The sequence below is a fragment of the Salinispora pacifica CNR114 genome, assembly GCF_000514775.1.
In the GTDB taxonomy this organism is placed as follows: domain Bacteria; phylum Actinomycetota; class Actinomycetes; order Mycobacteriales; family Micromonosporaceae; genus Micromonospora; species Micromonospora pacifica.
Genome location: NZ_AZWO01000007.1, coordinates 36,478 through 53,616, shown reverse-complemented (window position 1 = coordinate 53,616; position 17,139 = coordinate 36,478). Strand labels below are relative to the sequence as shown.

Sequence of the window (17,139 nt, the reverse complement as noted above, 5' to 3'; positions counted from 1 at the left end):
GATGGAGCCGACCGCCGACCCCCAACCCGGCTACGGCGGGCTGACCTGTCCCAGGTGATCGAAGACCGCACCGGTCTCCGGGAAGTCCGCGGCACTGAGCTCGCGCACCAGCCCCAACCCCCGGTTATCTGGGTCCGTTGCCGGCAGCCCCGACTCGCTCAGGTAAGTCGAGGCGAACGACCCACCGGCCCAGGTGCCGTCGGGCTGCAGCGAAACCTTGAGCACGCCGCCCCAGCCGAGCTTGCCGCTGCGGTTGAACGTGTTGCCGCCGCCGGCGAAGTTGCCCAGGCTGTACGCGATCAGCCGACCCTGGTAGAACTCCATGCCGCGCAGGACGTGCGGGCCGTGCCCGACGATCAGATCCGCGCCGGCGTCAATCATGGCCCTGGCGAACCGGACCGGGTCGCCCCGGTTCTCCCCCAGGTACTGCTCGGTGCCCGGTTTGACCTGGGTCTTGTCGGCCCCCTCCGCGCCCATGTGTACCTGCACCACCACCAGATCCGCCTGCGCGGCGGCCTTGGTGACGACCTGTTCCGCCGCCGGGATGTCGGTCAGCGGGTTCGACCACGCGTACGACGAGAAGCCCGCCACCGCCACCTGGACGCCGCGTACGTCGATGAGGGTGATCTGATCGGGTGCTCCGGTGTGCGCGAGTTCGTACTGTTCAAGTGCCTGCCGGGTGTTCTCCAGGCCCTTCGGGCCGAAGTCGTTCCCGTGGTTGTTGGCCAGGTTGAGCAGGTCGAACCCGCCATCGCGCAGGTGCGCCGCGTACTCCGGTGGGGCCCGGAACTGGTAGCAGTTGGTGGAGTCGCCGCACTTGCCGGTCCCGGTGTCGACGGTGAGCGGCTCCTCCAGGTTGCCCATCACCAGGTCGGCATCGAGCTCCGGGCGCACCTCGTCGAAGAAACCCTCGCCATCGTTGGGGGGCAGCCGGTCCGGGGCGTTACCCAGGAGAATGTCGCCGGTGGCGCTGAGGGAGACCACCGCTGCCTCGGTCGGGGAGGCGGAGGGGGCACCGTCGTCGGGGCCGGACTGCCAGACCCCGCCGGACCTGACCGCATCGGAGTCGACCGCGCCGCAACCGGCGACAACCAGCACGGCGAGCAACGCGCCGGCCGACCAAAGCCGACGTCGGGTCGCGAATGTGAATGTTTTGGGGTGGGCGCGCATCGCCCGAGACACTACCGGGCCCGCGCCCTGCCGACGAGGCCGATTCGGCCACTGCTCAGCGTCAACACCTGATCGGGTTCCTGGTGGGGTCACTCAACCGGCTGACCGCTGCGACCACGGCCGCACCGGGCGGGCGCCACCGGCCAGGACCGCCCGGTGCACCGCCCGGGCCAGCGGTGCGCCCCAGGTGGAGCGGGGGCCACCGTACGGCGCCTCGGGCCCCTCGGTCGGGCAGCAGACGGCGACCGCGTCGGTCGGGGTGCCGGTACCGGGCACGCCCAGTTCGGCGATGGCCTGTGCCTTCGCCTCCGTAGCGGTCGCCACGGCGTTGATCAGGGCGGCGGGACCGAGCCGGGCCGGCACGTACACCACGATGTTGACGGTGCCGACCGGATGACCGTCCGCGCCGGGCACGGCCGGGGCAGGCACGGCCGGGGCAGGCACGGCCGGGGCAGGCACGGCCGGGGCGCACTCGGGTGGGGCGGCGGCCCAGATCGGAACACCGAGCCCGACGGTCGCCCAGACCCGTACCCCGGTGTCGGTTCGGGCCACCACCTCCGCGACGTCCACCCCGGTCAGCAGCCCCACTCCAGAACTGTCGAGGCCGAACCCCGCGGCCAGTTCGGCCAGGTGTTCGATGGGGTCGTCCCGGTCGTACGACATCGGGACGGTCGCGTTGATCACCCAACTCCGTACGCCCAGCCCGCCGCCGAGCGCCGCTGAACTCGCGCTGAGTAACGGCCGCTCAGCTCGCCAGACCAGCACCGGAAGGTTCCGCCCGTCCTCGCGACGGGTACACAGTGACGGTTCGTTCAGCACGGGGCGACCCTACGGCGCGATCCTGCACCCGGCACATCTCACCTGCTGCAGCGCGGTAACGTAACGTCAACGACGGCCGGCAGGTTACGCTCAACGCTCACGTTTCCCGGGGTGCACCTCGGAATATCCGCGCACGTGCGCCTAGACTGACCGAGCGCGAGGGAGAGCGGACGGCGGACCCGCCGACGGACGGCACGCGCAGGCGGAGGTGCGCGATGGACGAGGTACTGGCCCGGAGTGGGATCTTCCAGGGGGTCGACCCGGAGGCTGCCGAGGCGTTGGCCAAGGAGATGGAGACGATCGAGGTCCGCAAGGGCGATGTCGTCTTCAACGAGGGCGAGCCCGGTGACAGTCTGTACATCCTCCTCTCCGGCAAGATCAAGGTCGGGCGCCGGGCGGCCGACGGGCGCCAGAACCTGATCGCGGTCATGGGCCCTTCGGACATGGTCGGCGAGCTGTCGCTCTTTGACCCGGGGCCCCGGACGGCGACGGCGACGGCGGTGACCGACACCCGCCTGGTGCGGCTCCGTAAGCAGGCGCTGCGCCCCTGGCTGAACAACCGGCCGGAGATCGCTGAGCAGTTGCTGCGGGTGCTCGCCCGTCGGCTGCGCCGGACCAACGACTCGCTGGCCGACCTGATCTTCACCGACGTGCCCGGTCGGGTCGCGAAGAACCTGCTCCAGCTGGCGGGGCGCTTCGGCACCCGGGACGGTGGGGTGCTGCGGGTGACCCACGACCTGACCCAGGAGGAGATCGCCCAGCTCGTCGGCGCCTCCCGGGAGACGGTCAACAAGGCTCTCGCCGACTTCGCCTCACGGGGCTGGCTGCGCCTGGACGGCAAGAGCATCATCATCCTCGACCCGGAGCGCCTGGCTCGCCGCGCCCGCGTCTGATCGCTCCCACCCACCCGTCGATCCGGAATCCACGGGGGATGGTGTTCACCGCTGCAACGGCGGCCGGTTCGCCGGCCGCCGTTTTGCTCGCCCAAAAAAGTCAGGCTTGACTGTTTGTTTTGGGGGCGGCACGCTGAGGCCGTGTCCGGCACATCGACCCGCGTCCCCCAACAGGAACGCAGCCGCGCCACTCAGGCCCGACTGCTTGAGGCCACCGTGGCGTGCCTGGTCGAGCATGGCTGGTCCGGCACCACGACGACCGTCATAGCGAACCGGGCCGGGGTGTCCCGGGGCGCCCAGCTACACCACTACCCCACCAAGGCAGCCCTGGTCACCGCCGCGGTCGCACACCTCGCCGAGCGGCGCGCGGAGGAGTTGCGTGTCGAGGCGAAGGCCCTGCCCGCCGGCCCACAGCGGTTGGACCGGGTGGTGGACCTACTCGCCGCGGCCTTCACCGGGCCGCTCTTCATCGCCGCCCTGGAGCTGTGGGTCGCCGCCCGCACCGACCACGAGCTACGGACTGCGCTGGTGCCGCTGGAGGCCCGACTCGGCCGGGAGATGCACCGACTGACCGTCGCCCTGCTCGAGGTTGACGAGCGCCAACCCGGCGTACGGGAGGCGGTGCAGGCCACCCTCGACCTGCTCCGCGGCCTCGGCGTGGCGAACCTGCTCAACGACGACTCCGCCCGGCGCACCGCACTGCTCACCGCCTGGAAACGCCAACTCACCGAGCTCCTCACCCCCTGACCCGTCCCGCACCACCGCCGACTCCCCCGGAGGCACCATGGTCAACCTGACGGACCTGCTGACCGATCTCGCCGCCGAGTCAGCCGAACTGGACGCGCTCGTGGCACCGCTCTCGACCGCCGAGTGGGCCCGCGCCACGCCCGCGCCCGGCTGGACGATCGGCCACCAGATCGCGCACCTGGCCTGGACCGATCACGCCGCGCAGCTCGCCGCGACGGACGCCGACGCGTTCTACGCCTCCGTCACCACCGCAGCCGACCCGGCCCGGCTGGTGGACGCGGGAGCGGAGGAGTTCCTCGCCCCACCGGCCGAGCTGCTGCCCCGCTGGCGCTCGGGCCGGGCGGCGCTCGCCGCCGCCCTCGCGGCCACCCCGGCCGGCGAGAAGCTCCCCTGGTACGGCACCAGGATGTCCCCCGCGTCGATGGCCACCGCGCGGATCATGGAAACCTGGGCACACGGCACGGATGTGGCCGATGCGCTCGGGGCCACCCGGCCGCCCACAGCGCGGCTGCGGCACATCGCGCATCTCGGCTTCCGGACGCTGCCGCACTCCTTCGCCGCACACGGTCGCCCGCTGCCGACCACACCGGTCCGAATCGAACTGACCGCACCGCCGACCAGCGCCGACACCGCCGGCGCGACCTGGGCCCACGGTCCCGCGGACGCCCCCGACCGGGTGACCGGACCGGCACTGGACTTCTGCCTACTGGTGACCCAACGCCGACACCGCGCCGATCTCGCCCTCACCGCCACCGGGCCGGTCGCCGAGGCCTGGCTGGACGTGGCCCAGGCCTTCGCCGGCCCGCCCGGCGCTGGTCGGGCACCAAAAGCGCAGGCGACGACGTGAGCACCGGCGACGGCACCAGCCCCGGCGCCGCCGACAGCACGAACACCCAGCTGCGGGTCGGCAACGCCTCCGGCTTCTACGGCGACCGCTTCTCCGCCTGGCAGGAGATGCTCGACGGTGGCGAGCTGGACGTGCTCACCGGGGACTACCTCGCCGAGTTGACCCTGCTCATCCTGGGTCGGGACCGGATGCGCGACGCCGACCTCGGCTACGCGCGGACGTTCCTGCGCCAACTCGAAGGAACCCTCGGCACCGCGCGGGAACGCGGCGTCCGGATCGTCACCAACGCGGGTGGGCTGAACCCCGCCGGGCTGGCCACCGCCGTCCGCTCCCTCGCCCACCGGCTCGGGCTCGACCTCAGGGTCGGGTACGTCGACGGCGACTCCCTTCCCCGACCGGACGCGCTGACCGCGAACGCGTACCTCGGGGCGTTCGGTATCGCCGCCGTACTCGACGCCGGCGCCGACGTGGTGGTCACCGGGCGGGTCACCGACGCCTCCCTGGTGGTCGGGCCGGCGATCGCCCGGTTCGGCTGGGACCGCGACGACCTGGACGCCCTCGCCGGCGCGACGGTCGCCGGACATCTACTCGAATGCGGCGCCCAGGTGACCGGCGGCAACTTCAGCTTCTTCACCGAGCTGCCAGACGGTGGGCACCGGCCCGGCTTTCCCCTCGCCGAGCTGCACGCCGATGGCTCGTCGGTGCTCACGAAGCACCCGGGCACCGGGGGCGCGGTCACCGTCGAGACGGTCACCGCCCAACTCCTGTACGAGGTGGGCGCGCCGGCCTACCTCGGGCCGGATGTGGTCACCCACCTGGACTCGGTACGCCTCGCCCCGGACGGGCCGGACCGGGTCCGGGTGTCCGGGGTCCGGGGGACACCCCCACCGGAGACGCTCAAGGTCGGTGTCAACAACCTCGGCGGCTTCCGCAACTCGATGACCTTCGTGCTCTGCGGGCTGGACATCCCGGCGAAGGCGGCCCTGGTCCGCGGGCAGCTGGAGGAGACAGTCGGCAAGGACGGGCTGGAGTTCGTCCTCGCCCGCACCGACCACCCCGACACCGCGGACACCGAGGCGGCGAGCGCCCTGCTCCACGTCCACCTACGGGACGGGGACAAGGCGCGGGCCGGTCGGGCCTTCTCCGCCGCGGCGGTGGAGCTGGCGCTGGCCTCGTACCCGGGATGCACCCTGACCACGCTGCCCGGCGACGCGACTCCGTACGGGGTCTTCACCGCCGACACGGTTGCGCAGGACGGCGTCGAGCACGTGGCGGTCCTGCCCGACGGCACCCGCGTACCGATCTCCCCGCCACCGCGAACGCAGCCAGCCCCGTCCTCGACCGGGGCACCGGCTTCCGGCGTGGGCCGCACGGCGTACCCGACCGGGTCGCCGGTGTCCAGCCCGGTCGGCACGACGCACCCGGACCGACGCCGACCCCTTGGGGTGTTGGTCGGAGCGCGGTCGGGGGACAAAGGGGGCGATGCCAACCTGGGGGTCTGGGCTCGAACCGACGCCAGCTGGGAGTGGCTGCGGGGATGGCTGACCGTGGAGCGCCTCGCCGAATTGCTGCCGGAGACCGCCCCGCTGACCGTCGAGCGGTACGAGCTACCGAACCTGCGGGCGGTCAACTTCATGATCCGGGGGCTGCTCGGGCCGGGGGTAGCGGCCACGACCCGCTTCGATCCGCAGGCGAAGGCGCTGGGGGAGCTACTCCGCTCCCGCCTGGTTCAGATTCCGGCCGAGTTGGTCCCGGAGGGGGCATCATGACGATCCTCGACACCCCGGAACGTCGGCAGCTCCGTGAGCTGACCCGGGCGTTCATGGACAAAGAGGTGCTACCACACTTCGATGACTGGGAGCGGGCCGGCGAGGTCCCCCGAGAGCTACACGCCACCGCCGCCAAGGTCGGTCTGCTCGGCATCGGCTTCCCCGAGGAGGTCGGCGGCAGCGGCGGCGACCTGCTGGACTCGGTCGTCGTCACCGAGGAGATCATCCGGTCGGGCGGCTCCTCCGGGCTGGTGGCGGCGCTCTTCACGCACGGGATCGCTCTGCCGCATCTGGTGGCCGCCAGCGACCACGGCGGCGCGGGGACCGCGTCGGACGGCGGCACCGACCTGATCGCGCGCTACGTTCGACCGACCCTCGCCGGGGCGATGATCGGCGCACTGGCGGTCACCGAGCCCGGGGGCGGATCGGACGTGGCCGGGCTGCGCACGACGGCCCGCCGGGACGGTGACCACTACCTGGTGAACGGGGCCAAGGCGTACATCACCAGCGGGCACCGGGCCGACTTCGTGACCACCGCGGTGCGTACCGGCGGGCCGGGCGCGGAGGGCGTCTCCCTGCTGGTGATCGAGAAGGGTGCCCCGGGCTTCACCGTCGGCCGACGGATGGAGAAGCTCGGCTGGCACTGCTCGGACACCGCCGAGCTCTCCTTCGCCGATGTCCGGGTGCCGGTGACGAATCTGGTCGGCGCGGAGAACACCGGCTTCCTCGCCATCATGCAGAACTTCGCCGCCGAGCGGGTCTCCCTGGCCACCCAGGCGTACGCGACGGCGCAGCGCTGCGTGGAGCTGGCCCTGGGCTGGTGCCGGGACCGGGAGACCTTCGGCCGCCCGCTGGCGAGCCGGCAGCTCGTCCGGCACCGGCTCGCCGAGATGCACACCCGCGCCGAGTCGGCCCGCGCCCACGTGCTCGACGTGGCGGCCCGGGTCGCCGCCGGGGAGATGGTGATGACCGAGGTGGCGATGGCCAAGAACACCGCCGTCGCCGCCTGCGCCGAGGTGGTCGACGCGGCGTTGCAGCTGCATGGCGGCTTCGGCTACCTGCGCGACTCCGAGGTGGAGCGGCACTACCGCGACCAGCGCATCCTCGGCATCGGCGGCGGTGCCACCGAGATCATGAACGAGATCATCGCGAAGGGCATGGGGCTGTGACCACACTCGACAGCGTGATCGATCCCGCTGCGGCGACGTTCCGGGAGAACCGGGAGGCGCTGCTGGCTCGGTTGACCGAACTGGACTCCGCGCTGGACCAGGCGCGCGACGGTGGCGGCGAGAAGTACCGCGCCCGACAGCACAAGCGCGGCAAGTTGCTCGCCCGCGAGCGTGTCGAGCTGCTGCTCGACCCGGACGCCCCGTTCCTGGAGCTGTCACCGGTCGCCGCGTACGGCACGGACTTCCCGGTCGGTGCCAGCGTGGTCACCGGTATCGGCCCGGTCGAGGGCGTCGAGTGCATGATCATTGCCAGCGATCCAACGGTACGCGGCGGCGCGGTCAACCCGTGGTCGCTGGCGAAGAGCCGGCGGGCCGGGGAGATCGCCCTGGCCAACCGGCTGCCGATGATCAACCTGGTCGAGTCGGCCGGGGCGGACCTCCCCACCCAGGCGGAGATCTTCATCCCGGGTGGGCGGGTGTTCCGCGACCTGACCCGGCTTTCGGCGGAGCGGATCCCCACGGTCGCTGTGGTCTTCGGTAACGCCACGGCCGGCGGCGCGTACGTGCCGGGAATGTCCGATCACGTAATCATGATTCGGGACCGGTCGCAGGTCTACCTGGCCGGTCCGCCGCTGGTGAAGATGGCAACCGGCGAGGACGCCGACGACGAGTCGCTGGGCGGCGCGGCCATGCACGCCACCACCTCCGGGCTGGCCGACTACCTGGCCGAGGACGAACGCGACGCCATCCGGCTGGCCCGGCAGTGCGTACGTCGGCTCAACTGGCGCAAGGCGGGACCCGCACCCCGTACGGCCGCACCCCGGCCGCCCCGATACGACCCGGAGGAGCTGCTCGGCATCGCCAGCGCCGACCTGAAGGTGCCGTTCGACCCACGCGAGATCATCGCCCGGGTGCTGGACGGCAGCGAGTTCGACGAGTTCAAGCCGACCTACGGCACCGCGCTGGTCACCGGCTGGGGCGAGCTACACGGCTACCCGGTGGGGGTGCTCGCCAACGCCCGGGGGGTGCTGTTCAACGCGGAGGCGCAGAAGGCGGCCCAGTTCATCCAGCTCGCCAACGCCGCCGACACCCCGTTGATCTTCCTCCAGAACACCACCGGCTACATGGTCGGCACCGAGTACGAGCAGCGCGGCATCATCAAACACGGCGCCCTCATGATCAACGCAGTGTCGAACTCGACGGTGCCGCACCTGACGGTGAACCTCGGCGCCTCCTACGGCGCCGGCAACTACGGCATGTGCGGCCGGGCGTACGAGCCGAGGTTCCTGTTCACCTGGCCGAACGCGAAGTCGGCGGTGATGGGCCCGACCCAGCTCGCCGGAGTGCTCTCCATCGTCGCCCGGCAGGCCGCCGCCGCGAGGGGCCGGGAGTACGACGAGGATTCCGACGCCGCCATGCGGACGATGGTCGAGCAGCAGATCGAGTCCCAGTCCGGGGCGCTCTTCCTCTCCGGCCGGCTCTACGACGACGGCGTGATCGACCCACGGGACACCCGTACCGTCCTCGGGCTCTGCCTGTCGGCGATCCACACCGCACCGGTGCGGGGCGCCGACGGCTTCGGTGTCTTCCGAATGTGACAGCCACACAGCACAGTCAGGCCGGATCCGTAGACGCGAACGAAGGAGACGCAGCGCGGATGATCAGCAGACTTCTGGTCGCCAACCGGGGCGAGATCGCCCGCCGGATCTTCACCACCTGCCGGGCACTCGGGATCGAGACGGTCGCCGTGCACTCCGACGCGGACGCCGAGGCGCCCTTCGTCGCCGAGGCCGACCACGCCGTCCGGCTGCCCGGGAACACACCCGCCGAGACGTACCTGCGGATCGATCTCGTTTTGGCCGCGGCCCGGCGCGCCGGCGCCGACGCCGTCCATCCGGGCTACGGCTTCCTCGCCGAGAACGCCGAGTTCGCCACGGCGGTCACCGACGCGGGGCTGGCCTGGATCGGGCCACCGGCCAAGGCGATCGCCGCGATGGGGGACAAGTTGGCGGCCAAGACGCTGCTCGCCGAGGCCGGTGTCCCCATGCTGCCCAGCTGGACCGACGCCGACCAGGTCAACGGCTTCCCGGTGCTGGTGAAGGCCGCCGCCGGAGGCGGTGGGCGGGGCATGCGGGTGGTCCACGCCGCCGACGGTCTCGCCGACGCCATCGCCAGCGCCCGCCGCGAGGCGGCCTCCGCGTTCGGCGACGGCACCGTCTTCTCCGAGCGGTACGTCGAACGCGGCCGGCACGTCGAGGTGCAGATCCTGGGCGACCAGTTCGGGACGGTGGTGGCCCTGGGGGCGCGGGACTGCTCGATCCAACGCCGACATCAGAAGATCGTCGAGGAGGCGCCGGGCGTACTCGCGCCCGAGATACGCCAGCGGCTCCACGCGGCGGCGGTGGCTGCCGGCCGGGCGGTCGACTACCTCGGTGCGGGCACCGTCGAATTCCTGCTCGCCTCGGACGGGGAGATCTACTTCCTGGAGATGAACACCCGCCTGCAGGTGGAGCATCCGGTGACCGAGCTGACCACCGGCCTCGATCTGGTCCGGCTGCAGCTACTCGTCGCCGAGGGCAACCCGGTGCCGATCGACACGACCCCACCGGCAACCGGGCACGCGATCGAGGTACGCCTCTGCGCCGAGGAGCCCGCGCACGGGTACCGGCCAGCGACGGGCACCCTGCACCGGTTCGCGGTCCCCGGCGTGTCGGCCGAGTTCGGGCCGCTGACCGGGGCCGGCCTGCGACTGGACTCCGGCGTCACGGACGGCTCGGTGGTGGGCGTCCACTACGACTCGATGCTCGCGAAGGTGATGGCCTGGGCACCAACCCGGGGCGAGGCGGCCCGCGCGCTGGCCGGCGCGCTGGCCCGGGCCGAGCTGCACGGGGTCGCCACCAACCGCGATCAGCTGGTCCGCATCCTGCGCAGCCCGGACTTCGCCGCCGTCGACATCGACACCGGCTTCCTGGATCGGCACCCCGAGGTGCTCGCGCCGCTGGTCTCCGCCGGGGAGTTGCCCGTGGTCGCGGTAGCGGCGGCGCTCGCCTCGGCCGCCGACCGCCGGGCCGCCGCCCCGGTGCTGGCCGGGCTCCCCTCGGGTTGGCGCAACGTGCCCGCCTTCGCACAGGTCACCCGCTACGCGAGCGCGGACGGCGACGAGATCGAGGTGCGCTACCGCCTGGACCGCCGCGGCGCGCTCGTCGAGTGGACGGTGCACGGCGGTCCGCCCGCCGCCGGTACCGCCGCCCCGCCCGGGCCGGACGCATCGCCGCCCGGACCGAACGCGTCCCCGCCCGAGCCAGCCGCAGCGCCGGCCCTCACCCTGGTCGAGGCGCACCCGGACCGGGTGCTGCTGGAGGTCGCCGGGGTACGCCGGACCTACCGCGTACACCGGGTGGGCGCGGAGGTCTTCGTGGACGGCCCGGACGGGGCGGTGAGCCTGACCGAGCTGCCCCGCTTCCCGCTACCCGGCGCGGAGTTGGCGGCCGGGTCGCTGCTCGCGCCGCTGCCCGGCACGGTGACCCGGGTGCAGGTCGAGCTCGGCCAGCGGGTCGCCGCCGGTGACCTGCTGCTGACCCTGGAAGCGATGAAGCTGGAACACCCCGTGCTCGCCCCCACCGACGGCGTCGTCGCCGAGCTACCGGTGTCCGCCGGTGGCCAGGTCGAGACCGGCGCCGTACTGGCCGTGGTCAACCCCGACGAGGAGACACAGTCATGAACTTCGACCCCACCCCCGAGCAGGAGCAGCTCCGCGACGCCGTGCGGGCGCTGGGCAAGCAGTACGGCCACCGGTACTTCGTCGAGAAGGCCAAGGCCGGCGAACGCACCACCGAACTGTGGAACGAAGCCGGCGGGTTGGGCTACCTCGGCGTGAACATCCCCACCGAGTACGGCGGCGGGGGCGGCGGCATCACCGAACTCGCGATCGTCTGCGAGGAGTTGGCCGCCTCCGGTTGCCCGCTGCTGCTACTGGTGGTCTCCCCCGCCATCGTCGCGACGATCATCAACCGCCACGGCACCGAGGAGCAGCGCAAACGCCACCTGCCCGGCATCGCCGACGGCTCCCAGCGGATCGCCTTCGCGATCACCGAGCCGGAGGCCGGGTCGAACTTCCACCGACTTGGCACGGTAGCCCGCCGGGACGGCGACGACTGGTTGGTCTCCGGCCGCAAGTGCTACATCTCCGGCGTCGACCAGGCGGGGCACGTGCTGGTGGTGGCGCGGACCGAGGACGCCACGACCGGCAAACTGAAGCCGGCACTGTTCCTCGTACCGACGGACGCGGCGGGGTTGACCTTCTCCAAGCTGGACATGGAGATCCTCTCGCCGGAGGACCAGTTCCTGCTCTACCTCGACGACGTACGGGTGCCGGCGGCGGCGTTGGTCGGCGAGTCACTGGACGCCGGCCTGCCGGCGCTCTTCTCCGGACTGAACCCGGAGCGGATCACGATCGGCGCGATGAGCGTCGGCTCCGGCCGGTACGCGCTCGAACGCGCCTCGGAGTACACGGCGACCCGGAAGGTGTGGGGTGGGCGGTCGATCGGCTCCCACCAGGGGGTATCGCATCCCATGGCCCACGCGGCGGTGCAGGTGGAGCTGGCCCGGCTGATGGTCCAGAAGGCGGCGGTGCTCTACGACGCCGGGCGGGATCTGGAGGCGGGGGTCGCCGGCAACATGGCGAAGTACGCCTCCGGGGATGCGGCGGCGCTGGCCGTGGACACGGCGATCCAGGCCCACGGCGGGGCCGGCATGACCACCGAGTACGGGGTGGCGACGCTGCTCGGAGCTTCCCGGGCCGGACGGATCGCCCCGGTCACCCGGGAGATGATCCTGAATTTCGTGGCCCAGCACGTCCTCGGCCAGGAGAAGTCGTACTGACCTGGGGTCACGCTACGACGACCGGGTCCATCTGGCGGCCGTAGCCGACGCGGCGAGCGGGCCGCCAGGTGTCCTGGCGGCCCGCTCCACCGATCAGTGGAACTCCACGCCGTACTCGGCCAACACCTCTCCGATCGGCTGGTAGCAGGAGCAACCGTCGGTCGGGAACAGGCACCGCAGGACGGCACCCGAGGTCACGCCGAGCGCGGTGGTACCGGCGAAGAGCGGACCGCCGCTGTCGTCGCCGCCGATCAGCTCCCGCACGCGACCGACAGCCGGGCCAACACACCGGCCGGATCGTGCACAATGCGGTGCCCGTCCCCGACGATCCGGCGGGTGCCCGCGTCGACCGGGTCGGTGTCTGCCCAGCTCACCGGCGCGACGCCGACCTCCACCACCAACCCCGACGGACGTCGTACGCGGACCTCCCGGAGCGGGCCCCACTCGGCCAGTCGGACCACCTCGCCGCCGAGCAGACCGGTCCACACTTCCACCGCGGAATAACGGGCCTGGTCCGTCAGAACCACGATGTCGACGTCGGAGTCCATCCGGGCGGCCCCGCGCGCCCACGAGCCGACCACCACCACCCCGCGCACCTCCGCACGCCCGGTCGCCCACCCGACGACCACGCCGAGAACCGAACGAACCTCCCGCGAACGCGCCTGGGTCACCACGGGACGGAGTCTAAATATCCCTCCATCCCATCGCCTCCACAGCGCGTTGCCGACCGGCGCGTTTGGGCCTCAGCCCAGGCGGCGACGCCGGTCCCATGACCGGGCGGGCCGAGCAGGCCAGCGCCGAGGATCCCGAGGGCGCCCGCTGGTCAAGGCCAGTATCGCTGCCAGCACCGGGCGCGTTTACACTGGACCGCTGTCCCGGAACCGTTGTGTGGGTTGGCGATCCGCTGCGTCGGCCATCATGCTCATTGTTTGCTCGCTACCCAGTCGAGATTGATGTGCGACAGAATCTGGGGGCTTCGTCCCGTGCCGAACCGAGACCTTGAACAATACTGCGAGGAGCAGGTGCAGCGCCTCGTGCGCGAGGTGGGGATCCCTCGTCCGTTCGCCCTCAGCGTCTTCCTCGACCAGTTCGCCGAGTGGCGTGGGCGTCGCATCGAACTTTGGCCTTTCGACCATATTCCGAGAGGAATGTGCGGATTGTGGCTTGGCTTCCCCGACCACGATGTCATCGCCTACTCAAGAGCTACGCCATTACATAGCGAACACATCATTTTGCACGAAGTGGGGCATATGCTATGCGACCACAAGGGAACCGCGAGTGTCGGCGATGACCTGGTCCGCCTCCTTCCCAACCTGAACCCGGCGCTGATCAGCAAGGTTCTGGGCAGGACCTCCTACTCCGACATCGAAGAACAGGAGGCCGAACTGATCGCCACGCTCATCGCCAAAAGGGCAGCGGGCGGCCGACCCCACAGACCCTCATCATCGACCCCTGGGTTAGCCCCGGAGCTTGACCGCCTGCGGTCCACGTTCGAGGAGTGATCATGGCGGTACAACGAGCCATCATGATCATTGCTGGAGTCGCCTCGATCACGGCAGGGCTGTGGAAGATCCGAGCCGTACGGCGGCAGCCGGATTCACCCAGCGTCAGGGCGTTGTGCCTGGGGCTGCTTGCCTTCGGCTTGGCGTCCCTGGTTATGGCGCCGCCACACAGGATCATCATCAGCGAGTTGCTGACCGTACCCAACATCGGGCGCCTGCTCGGCAACCTCCTGACGTTGGCTGCCGCTGGGGCGATGCAGATCATGATGCTGCACCTGGTGCATCCGGCAGAGCGTGCCCGACCACGCGTCCGAGCCCGGCTGATTGTGCTGGTCGGCATCGCGGTGATCATGACGACGCTGTTGTTGACAGCGGACACCGAGAACGAAATCAATTTCGTCAAGCGGTACGCGACCTACACCCCGATCGTGATTTACCAACTGCTGTACCCCAGTTTCCTGGCCGTGGCGGTCGTGGACCTCATCCATCTGTCGATCCGGTACTCCCGGCACGTCACCTCGACGTTGAAGACCGGGCTGCGGATGGTCGCCGCCGGCGGCGTGATCTTCGCCTTCCACACCAGCTACAAGCTGAGCCTGATCGTCGCGCCGTGGGCTGGCTGGACCGTGCCGGGTGACGAGTCAGCCATCGCAACGACCCTGGCGGCCAGCGGCGGAGTGCTGGTTGCTGGTGGCACCACCCTGCCGGTCTGGGGGCCCCGCGTGATGCTGCCGTGGCGGTGGCAACGCCAATACCGGGCGTACCGTCGACTTGAGCCGTTGTGGCGCCAGTTGTCCACGGCGATTCCCGAAGTCGTGCTCTCCCCGGTCGGTGTTTCCCGGCCCTGGAACGTCGAGATTCGCCTCTACCGCCGAGTCATCGAGATTCGCGACGCCCAGCTACTCCTGGAGCCACTCGCCGACCAGGAGGCGGTCGCCAAGGCGGCGGCCGACGCGCGCCACCGGGGCCTGACCGGGGACCACGCGCAGGCATACGTCGATGCGGTCACACTGGTCACCGCCCTGGCCCATTGGCAGAGCGACAAAGCTGGCAGCCCACCGACGAATCTGCCCGAGAAAGCTACGGGCGATGCCAGTCTGACCAGGGATGTTCGATACCTCGAGCTGGTTGCCAGGGCATTTCTTCCCCTGGCACGCTCGGCACCGGCGCGCACTCGCAGTCCCGCCGGGCCGCATCGCAGCCTCGGCGCGGGCTGAAAGTCGCCGCACGAGGGTGTCGGCGGCCCTCCGGGGTGCCCTCGATGCGGTGGCCGAGGAGCTACTAGGCGGCCTACCGGCAGGGATGGCCCGGCTAGCGCCGGACCATCCGCTCGATTCTGCCGGTTGTGGTCGACTCAGAATGAGCTGGTTACCGTCTCCAACTTCTTACCCGTCACGTGGTGCGATTGGGTAAGCACAGGGTCATGCGACGCACGCCCCTGGTGACATCCCACTTGGCAGCTTCTCCATCACCCGCGCAGTGAAGTTCACCCCGGCCACCATGGTGTAGGTCCCGGTTCCCTTGAAGTCCAGGGTCCTGGTCGAGGAGTTCAGCGAAAACCCGGAGGGGAGGGTCGCTCCCTTTCCTGTGGTCGTGACAAAGTAGTTGTAGAGATCCAAGAACTGTACCTGGTCCCGGCTGATCCGGGGCTCACCCACGAACGGCCCACTAAGGCTGGTGTTGAGTGCCAGGGTGCCGGAGTAGGTGGTGGGCGTTAGCGATGCAACGACGTAGCGAGTTTGTCCGGCGGGCACGGTGACAGCCTGTGACGGCGCCGTATGGGTTTCCCGTACCGCGCTGGTTTGCGTATTCGCGTTTTGGTAGGAAATTGTTACTGATTGCTCAATACCGATGTTTGCCACCTCAGATAGTTTAAAGCTGCCCGACACCTTGTTCGTCGTCGATACGCCAGTGGTGACGGTGGTCGACACGGTGTTTGTGTAGTCTCTTCTGAACGAGTTACTCTTCATAGTCTGGGTTATTGAGGTGTGGTTGGCTAGCGTTGCGCATCCCAGGTAGTACGGCGTGCCCGTGACCACCTTAGGTGTTCCCACAGGAACTGCCGCGCTTTCTTGCGCACGGATGCTCAAGGTGTGGACGGGAAGGAAGCCGAGCGGCACGTAGGTGCTCGAGTGACTTTCGATTAGTGAGTTGAGATCGGTGACCGTTGCCGCCTGTGCGGGAGAGGCCGCCATCAGCACCGCGGCGGCGGTGCCGACCGACACCGTGATGAGCATTCTCTTCAGTCTCATGTCACACACCTTCTTCGGTATGGGCCCTTACCCCTCGATTGAGGGATAGACGCTGGGCATCAGGGTGGGGTGCAACCTTGCTGACCCGTTGGCCCTCCTTCGGGATCAATATGCAACAACCCCTGTCGGGTCAAGGGTTGTTATCGTGCGGGGTCGACGCGAGTAAAGTAGGTGGCGGTGGCCGTGATACATCCGCATCCGGTTTCTTGGAACTAGCACTCGAGCCGCAGCCGGATCTGCGTCGCATGTGCTGGTGGCGCGCTTGTTGGTGCAGACTGGCCTGCGAAACGCCAACATGACCACCAGTTGACGTGGTTACGGTTCGCCTGCAAATTGAACGGATTGCCAAGAAGCGTCAAGTATCTGTAGCACAGTCTGCGGCTAGCGAATACGGGCTCTAGCGTGCGGTCGGCAACCGGACACTGGGAGCTATTCGGCGAGGGTGACATGGCGTCACAGGAGGTTGAGGTTCGCTCGACCATTGGGCACCTCTTGCATGCAGGTGACCATACGCGAGATGACCTCCGCTCGCAGCTTCGGATTTATTTGGTAAAGAAAACTATCTCGTGACATTCACGCTTGTAACTACAGGTCAGAGTGAATGCCGGCGACACTCTACGGCCGACACTCGGGAGGGATTTCTTGAGCAAAACTTAAGCTTGGGATGACCGGCGACCCACCTCATGCCTGAGCACGGCCGGCTTGCCCAACAGCACACCCAGCCACAACCACCGCACCTCCGCCCACCCCCACACCAACGCCTGGTGGCGGCCACGGCCACCTCCACCCCGCGATCGGCACAGTCGACGAGTCCGCCACGGGTGGACTGGGCGGAGTAGAAGGCCATCCTTCGAGGCGCCGGCGTCTCAGCTGACACGGCAGGCCGCGACGGCCATGGAGGCGGGGCCCTACGGACCCAGCCAACCCCTCCCCACCCCGGGAATCTGGCGACTGCCACCGATGGTCCCGTACGCCACGGATTCAGACGAGGACGTGGCTTCATGACCGACCCGCAACAGCAGAGCGTGTCTCACCGATTCCTACACGTGGAATCCAGCTTCTTGCATGCCCTACAGCCGGCCCTAAGGCC

The 17,139-nt window shown here is 69.8% G+C and carries 15 protein-coding genes; 10 read left to right on the top strand and 5 right to left on the bottom strand.

The window, feature by feature from the left end:
- Positions 1–30: 30 nt before the first annotated feature.
- A complete protein-coding gene (locus tag B118_RS0105840) occupies positions 31–1,170 on the bottom strand; it encodes a CapA family protein (RefSeq protein WP_026185628.1) in 1,140 nt (379 codons plus the stop codon).
- Positions 1,171–1,263: 93 nt separating this feature from the next.
- Positions 1,264–1,989, bottom strand: a complete 726-nt coding sequence (locus B118_RS0105835) for an adenosylcobinamide amidohydrolase (protein ID WP_028192494.1) — start codon at positions 1,987–1,989, stop codon at positions 1,264–1,266.
- Between the two features lie 215 nt (positions 1,990–2,204).
- Here B118_RS0105835 and B118_RS0105830 point away from each other — a divergent pair, with 215 nt between their 5' ends.
- The 8 genes from B118_RS0105830 to B118_RS0105795 all read left to right on the top strand — a co-directional run bounded on the left by B118_RS0105830 (position 2,205) and on the right by B118_RS0105795 (position 12,295).
- Positions 2,205–2,882, top strand: a complete 678-nt coding sequence (locus tag B118_RS0105830; RefSeq protein ID WP_018222205.1) for a Crp/Fnr family transcriptional regulator — start codon at positions 2,205–2,207, stop codon at positions 2,880–2,882.
- Between the two features lie 141 nt (positions 2,883–3,023).
- Positions 3,024–3,629 carry a TetR/AcrR family transcriptional regulator gene (locus B118_RS0105825; protein WP_018222204.1) on the top strand — a complete coding sequence of 202 codons (606 nt, stop codon included), beginning with the start codon at positions 3,024–3,026 and terminating at the stop codon, positions 3,627–3,629.
- Positions 3,630–3,666: 37 nt separating this feature from the next.
- Entirely contained in the window at positions 3,667–4,476 is an 810-nt protein-coding gene (locus B118_RS0105820) for a TIGR03084 family metal-binding protein (protein WP_018811498.1), read from the top strand.
- Positions 4,473–6,245, top strand: coding sequence for an acyclic terpene utilization AtuA family protein (locus tag B118_RS0105815; RefSeq protein WP_043541034.1), 1,773 nt, complete (start codon positions 4,473–4,475; stop codon positions 6,243–6,245). Before B118_RS0105820 ends, B118_RS0105815 begins: the two co-directional genes overlap by 4 nt.
- Entirely contained in the window at positions 6,242–7,414 is a 1,173-nt protein-coding gene (locus tag B118_RS0105810; protein ID WP_028192492.1) for an acyl-CoA dehydrogenase family protein, read from the top strand. The genes B118_RS0105815 and B118_RS0105810 overlap by 4 nt, the downstream gene beginning before the upstream one ends.
- Positions 7,411–9,012, top strand: coding sequence for an acyl-CoA carboxylase subunit beta (locus tag B118_RS0105805; RefSeq protein ID WP_018821745.1), 1,602 nt, complete (start codon positions 7,411–7,413; stop codon positions 9,010–9,012). Before B118_RS0105810 ends, B118_RS0105805 begins: the two co-directional genes overlap by 4 nt.
- A 59-nt stretch (positions 9,013–9,071) precedes the next feature.
- Complete coding sequence (locus B118_RS0105800) at positions 9,072–11,135, top strand: acetyl/propionyl/methylcrotonyl-CoA carboxylase subunit alpha (protein WP_018811495.1); 2,064 nt, start codon at positions 9,072–9,074, stop codon at positions 11,133–11,135.
- Positions 11,132–12,295 (top strand): acyl-CoA dehydrogenase family protein, encoded by a 1,164-nt coding sequence (locus B118_RS0105795; protein WP_018222198.1) that lies wholly within the window; start codon positions 11,132–11,134, stop codon positions 12,293–12,295. Before B118_RS0105800 ends, B118_RS0105795 begins: the two co-directional genes overlap by 4 nt.
- Positions 12,296–12,388: 93 nt before the next feature.
- Here B118_RS0105795 and B118_RS32335 read toward each other — a convergent pair whose 3' ends face one another.
- Both B118_RS32335 and B118_RS0105785 read right to left on the bottom strand, forming a co-directional pair.
- Positions 12,389–12,559, bottom strand: coding sequence for a chymotrypsin family serine protease (locus B118_RS32335; protein ID WP_202902323.1), 171 nt, complete (start codon positions 12,557–12,559; stop codon positions 12,389–12,391).
- Positions 12,547–12,969 (bottom strand): nucleotidyltransferase domain-containing protein, encoded by a 423-nt coding sequence (locus tag B118_RS0105785; protein ID WP_028192491.1) that lies wholly within the window; start codon positions 12,967–12,969, stop codon positions 12,547–12,549. Before B118_RS0105785 ends, B118_RS32335 begins: the two co-directional genes overlap by 13 nt.
- 348 nt (positions 12,970–13,317) lie before the next feature.
- Between B118_RS0105785 and B118_RS0105780 the strand changes: the two genes are divergently transcribed.
- Positions 13,318–13,797 (top strand): hypothetical protein, encoded by a 480-nt coding sequence (locus B118_RS0105780; protein ID WP_018222195.1) that lies wholly within the window; start codon positions 13,318–13,320, stop codon positions 13,795–13,797.
- Positions 13,794–15,014, top strand: coding sequence for an MAB_1171c family putative transporter (locus tag B118_RS0105775; protein ID WP_018811491.1), 1,221 nt, complete (start codon positions 13,794–13,796; stop codon positions 15,012–15,014). The genes B118_RS0105780 and B118_RS0105775 overlap by 4 nt, the downstream gene beginning before the upstream one ends.
- Before the next feature lie 204 nt (positions 15,015–15,218).
- Here the strand turns inward: B118_RS0105775 and B118_RS29915 are convergent, their stop codons facing one another.
- Positions 15,219–16,049: an epsilon-toxin family protein gene (locus tag B118_RS29915; RefSeq protein WP_027657613.1), complete on the bottom strand. Its 831-nt coding sequence runs from the start codon at positions 16,047–16,049 to the stop codon at positions 15,219–15,221.
- Positions 16,050–17,139 lie beyond the last annotated feature (1,090 nt).

What these genes read in the sequence shown, in the direction of transcription:
- B118_RS0105810 (WP_028192492.1), top strand. Translation starts at nt 6,242, where the DNA reads ATGACGATCCTCGACACCCCGGAACGTCGGCAGCTCCGTGAGCTGACC.
- B118_RS0105840 (WP_026185628.1), bottom strand. Translation starts at nt 1,170, where the DNA reads ATGCGCGCCCACCCCAAAACATTCACATTCGCGACCCGACGTCGGCTT.
- B118_RS29915 (WP_027657613.1), bottom strand. Translation starts at nt 16,049, where the DNA reads ATGAGACTGAAGAGAATGCTCATCACGGTGTCGGTCGGCACCGCCGCC.
- B118_RS0105795 (WP_018222198.1), top strand. Translation starts at nt 11,132, where the DNA reads ATGAACTTCGACCCCACCCCCGAGCAGGAGCAGCTCCGCGACGCCGTG.
- B118_RS0105820 (WP_018811498.1), top strand. Translation starts at nt 3,667, where the DNA reads ATGGTCAACCTGACGGACCTGCTGACCGATCTCGCCGCCGAGTCAGCC.
- B118_RS0105800 (WP_018811495.1), top strand. Translation starts at nt 9,072, where the DNA reads ATGATCAGCAGACTTCTGGTCGCCAACCGGGGCGAGATCGCCCGCCGG.
- B118_RS0105830 (WP_018222205.1), top strand. Translation starts at nt 2,205, where the DNA reads ATGGACGAGGTACTGGCCCGGAGTGGGATCTTCCAGGGGGTCGACCCG.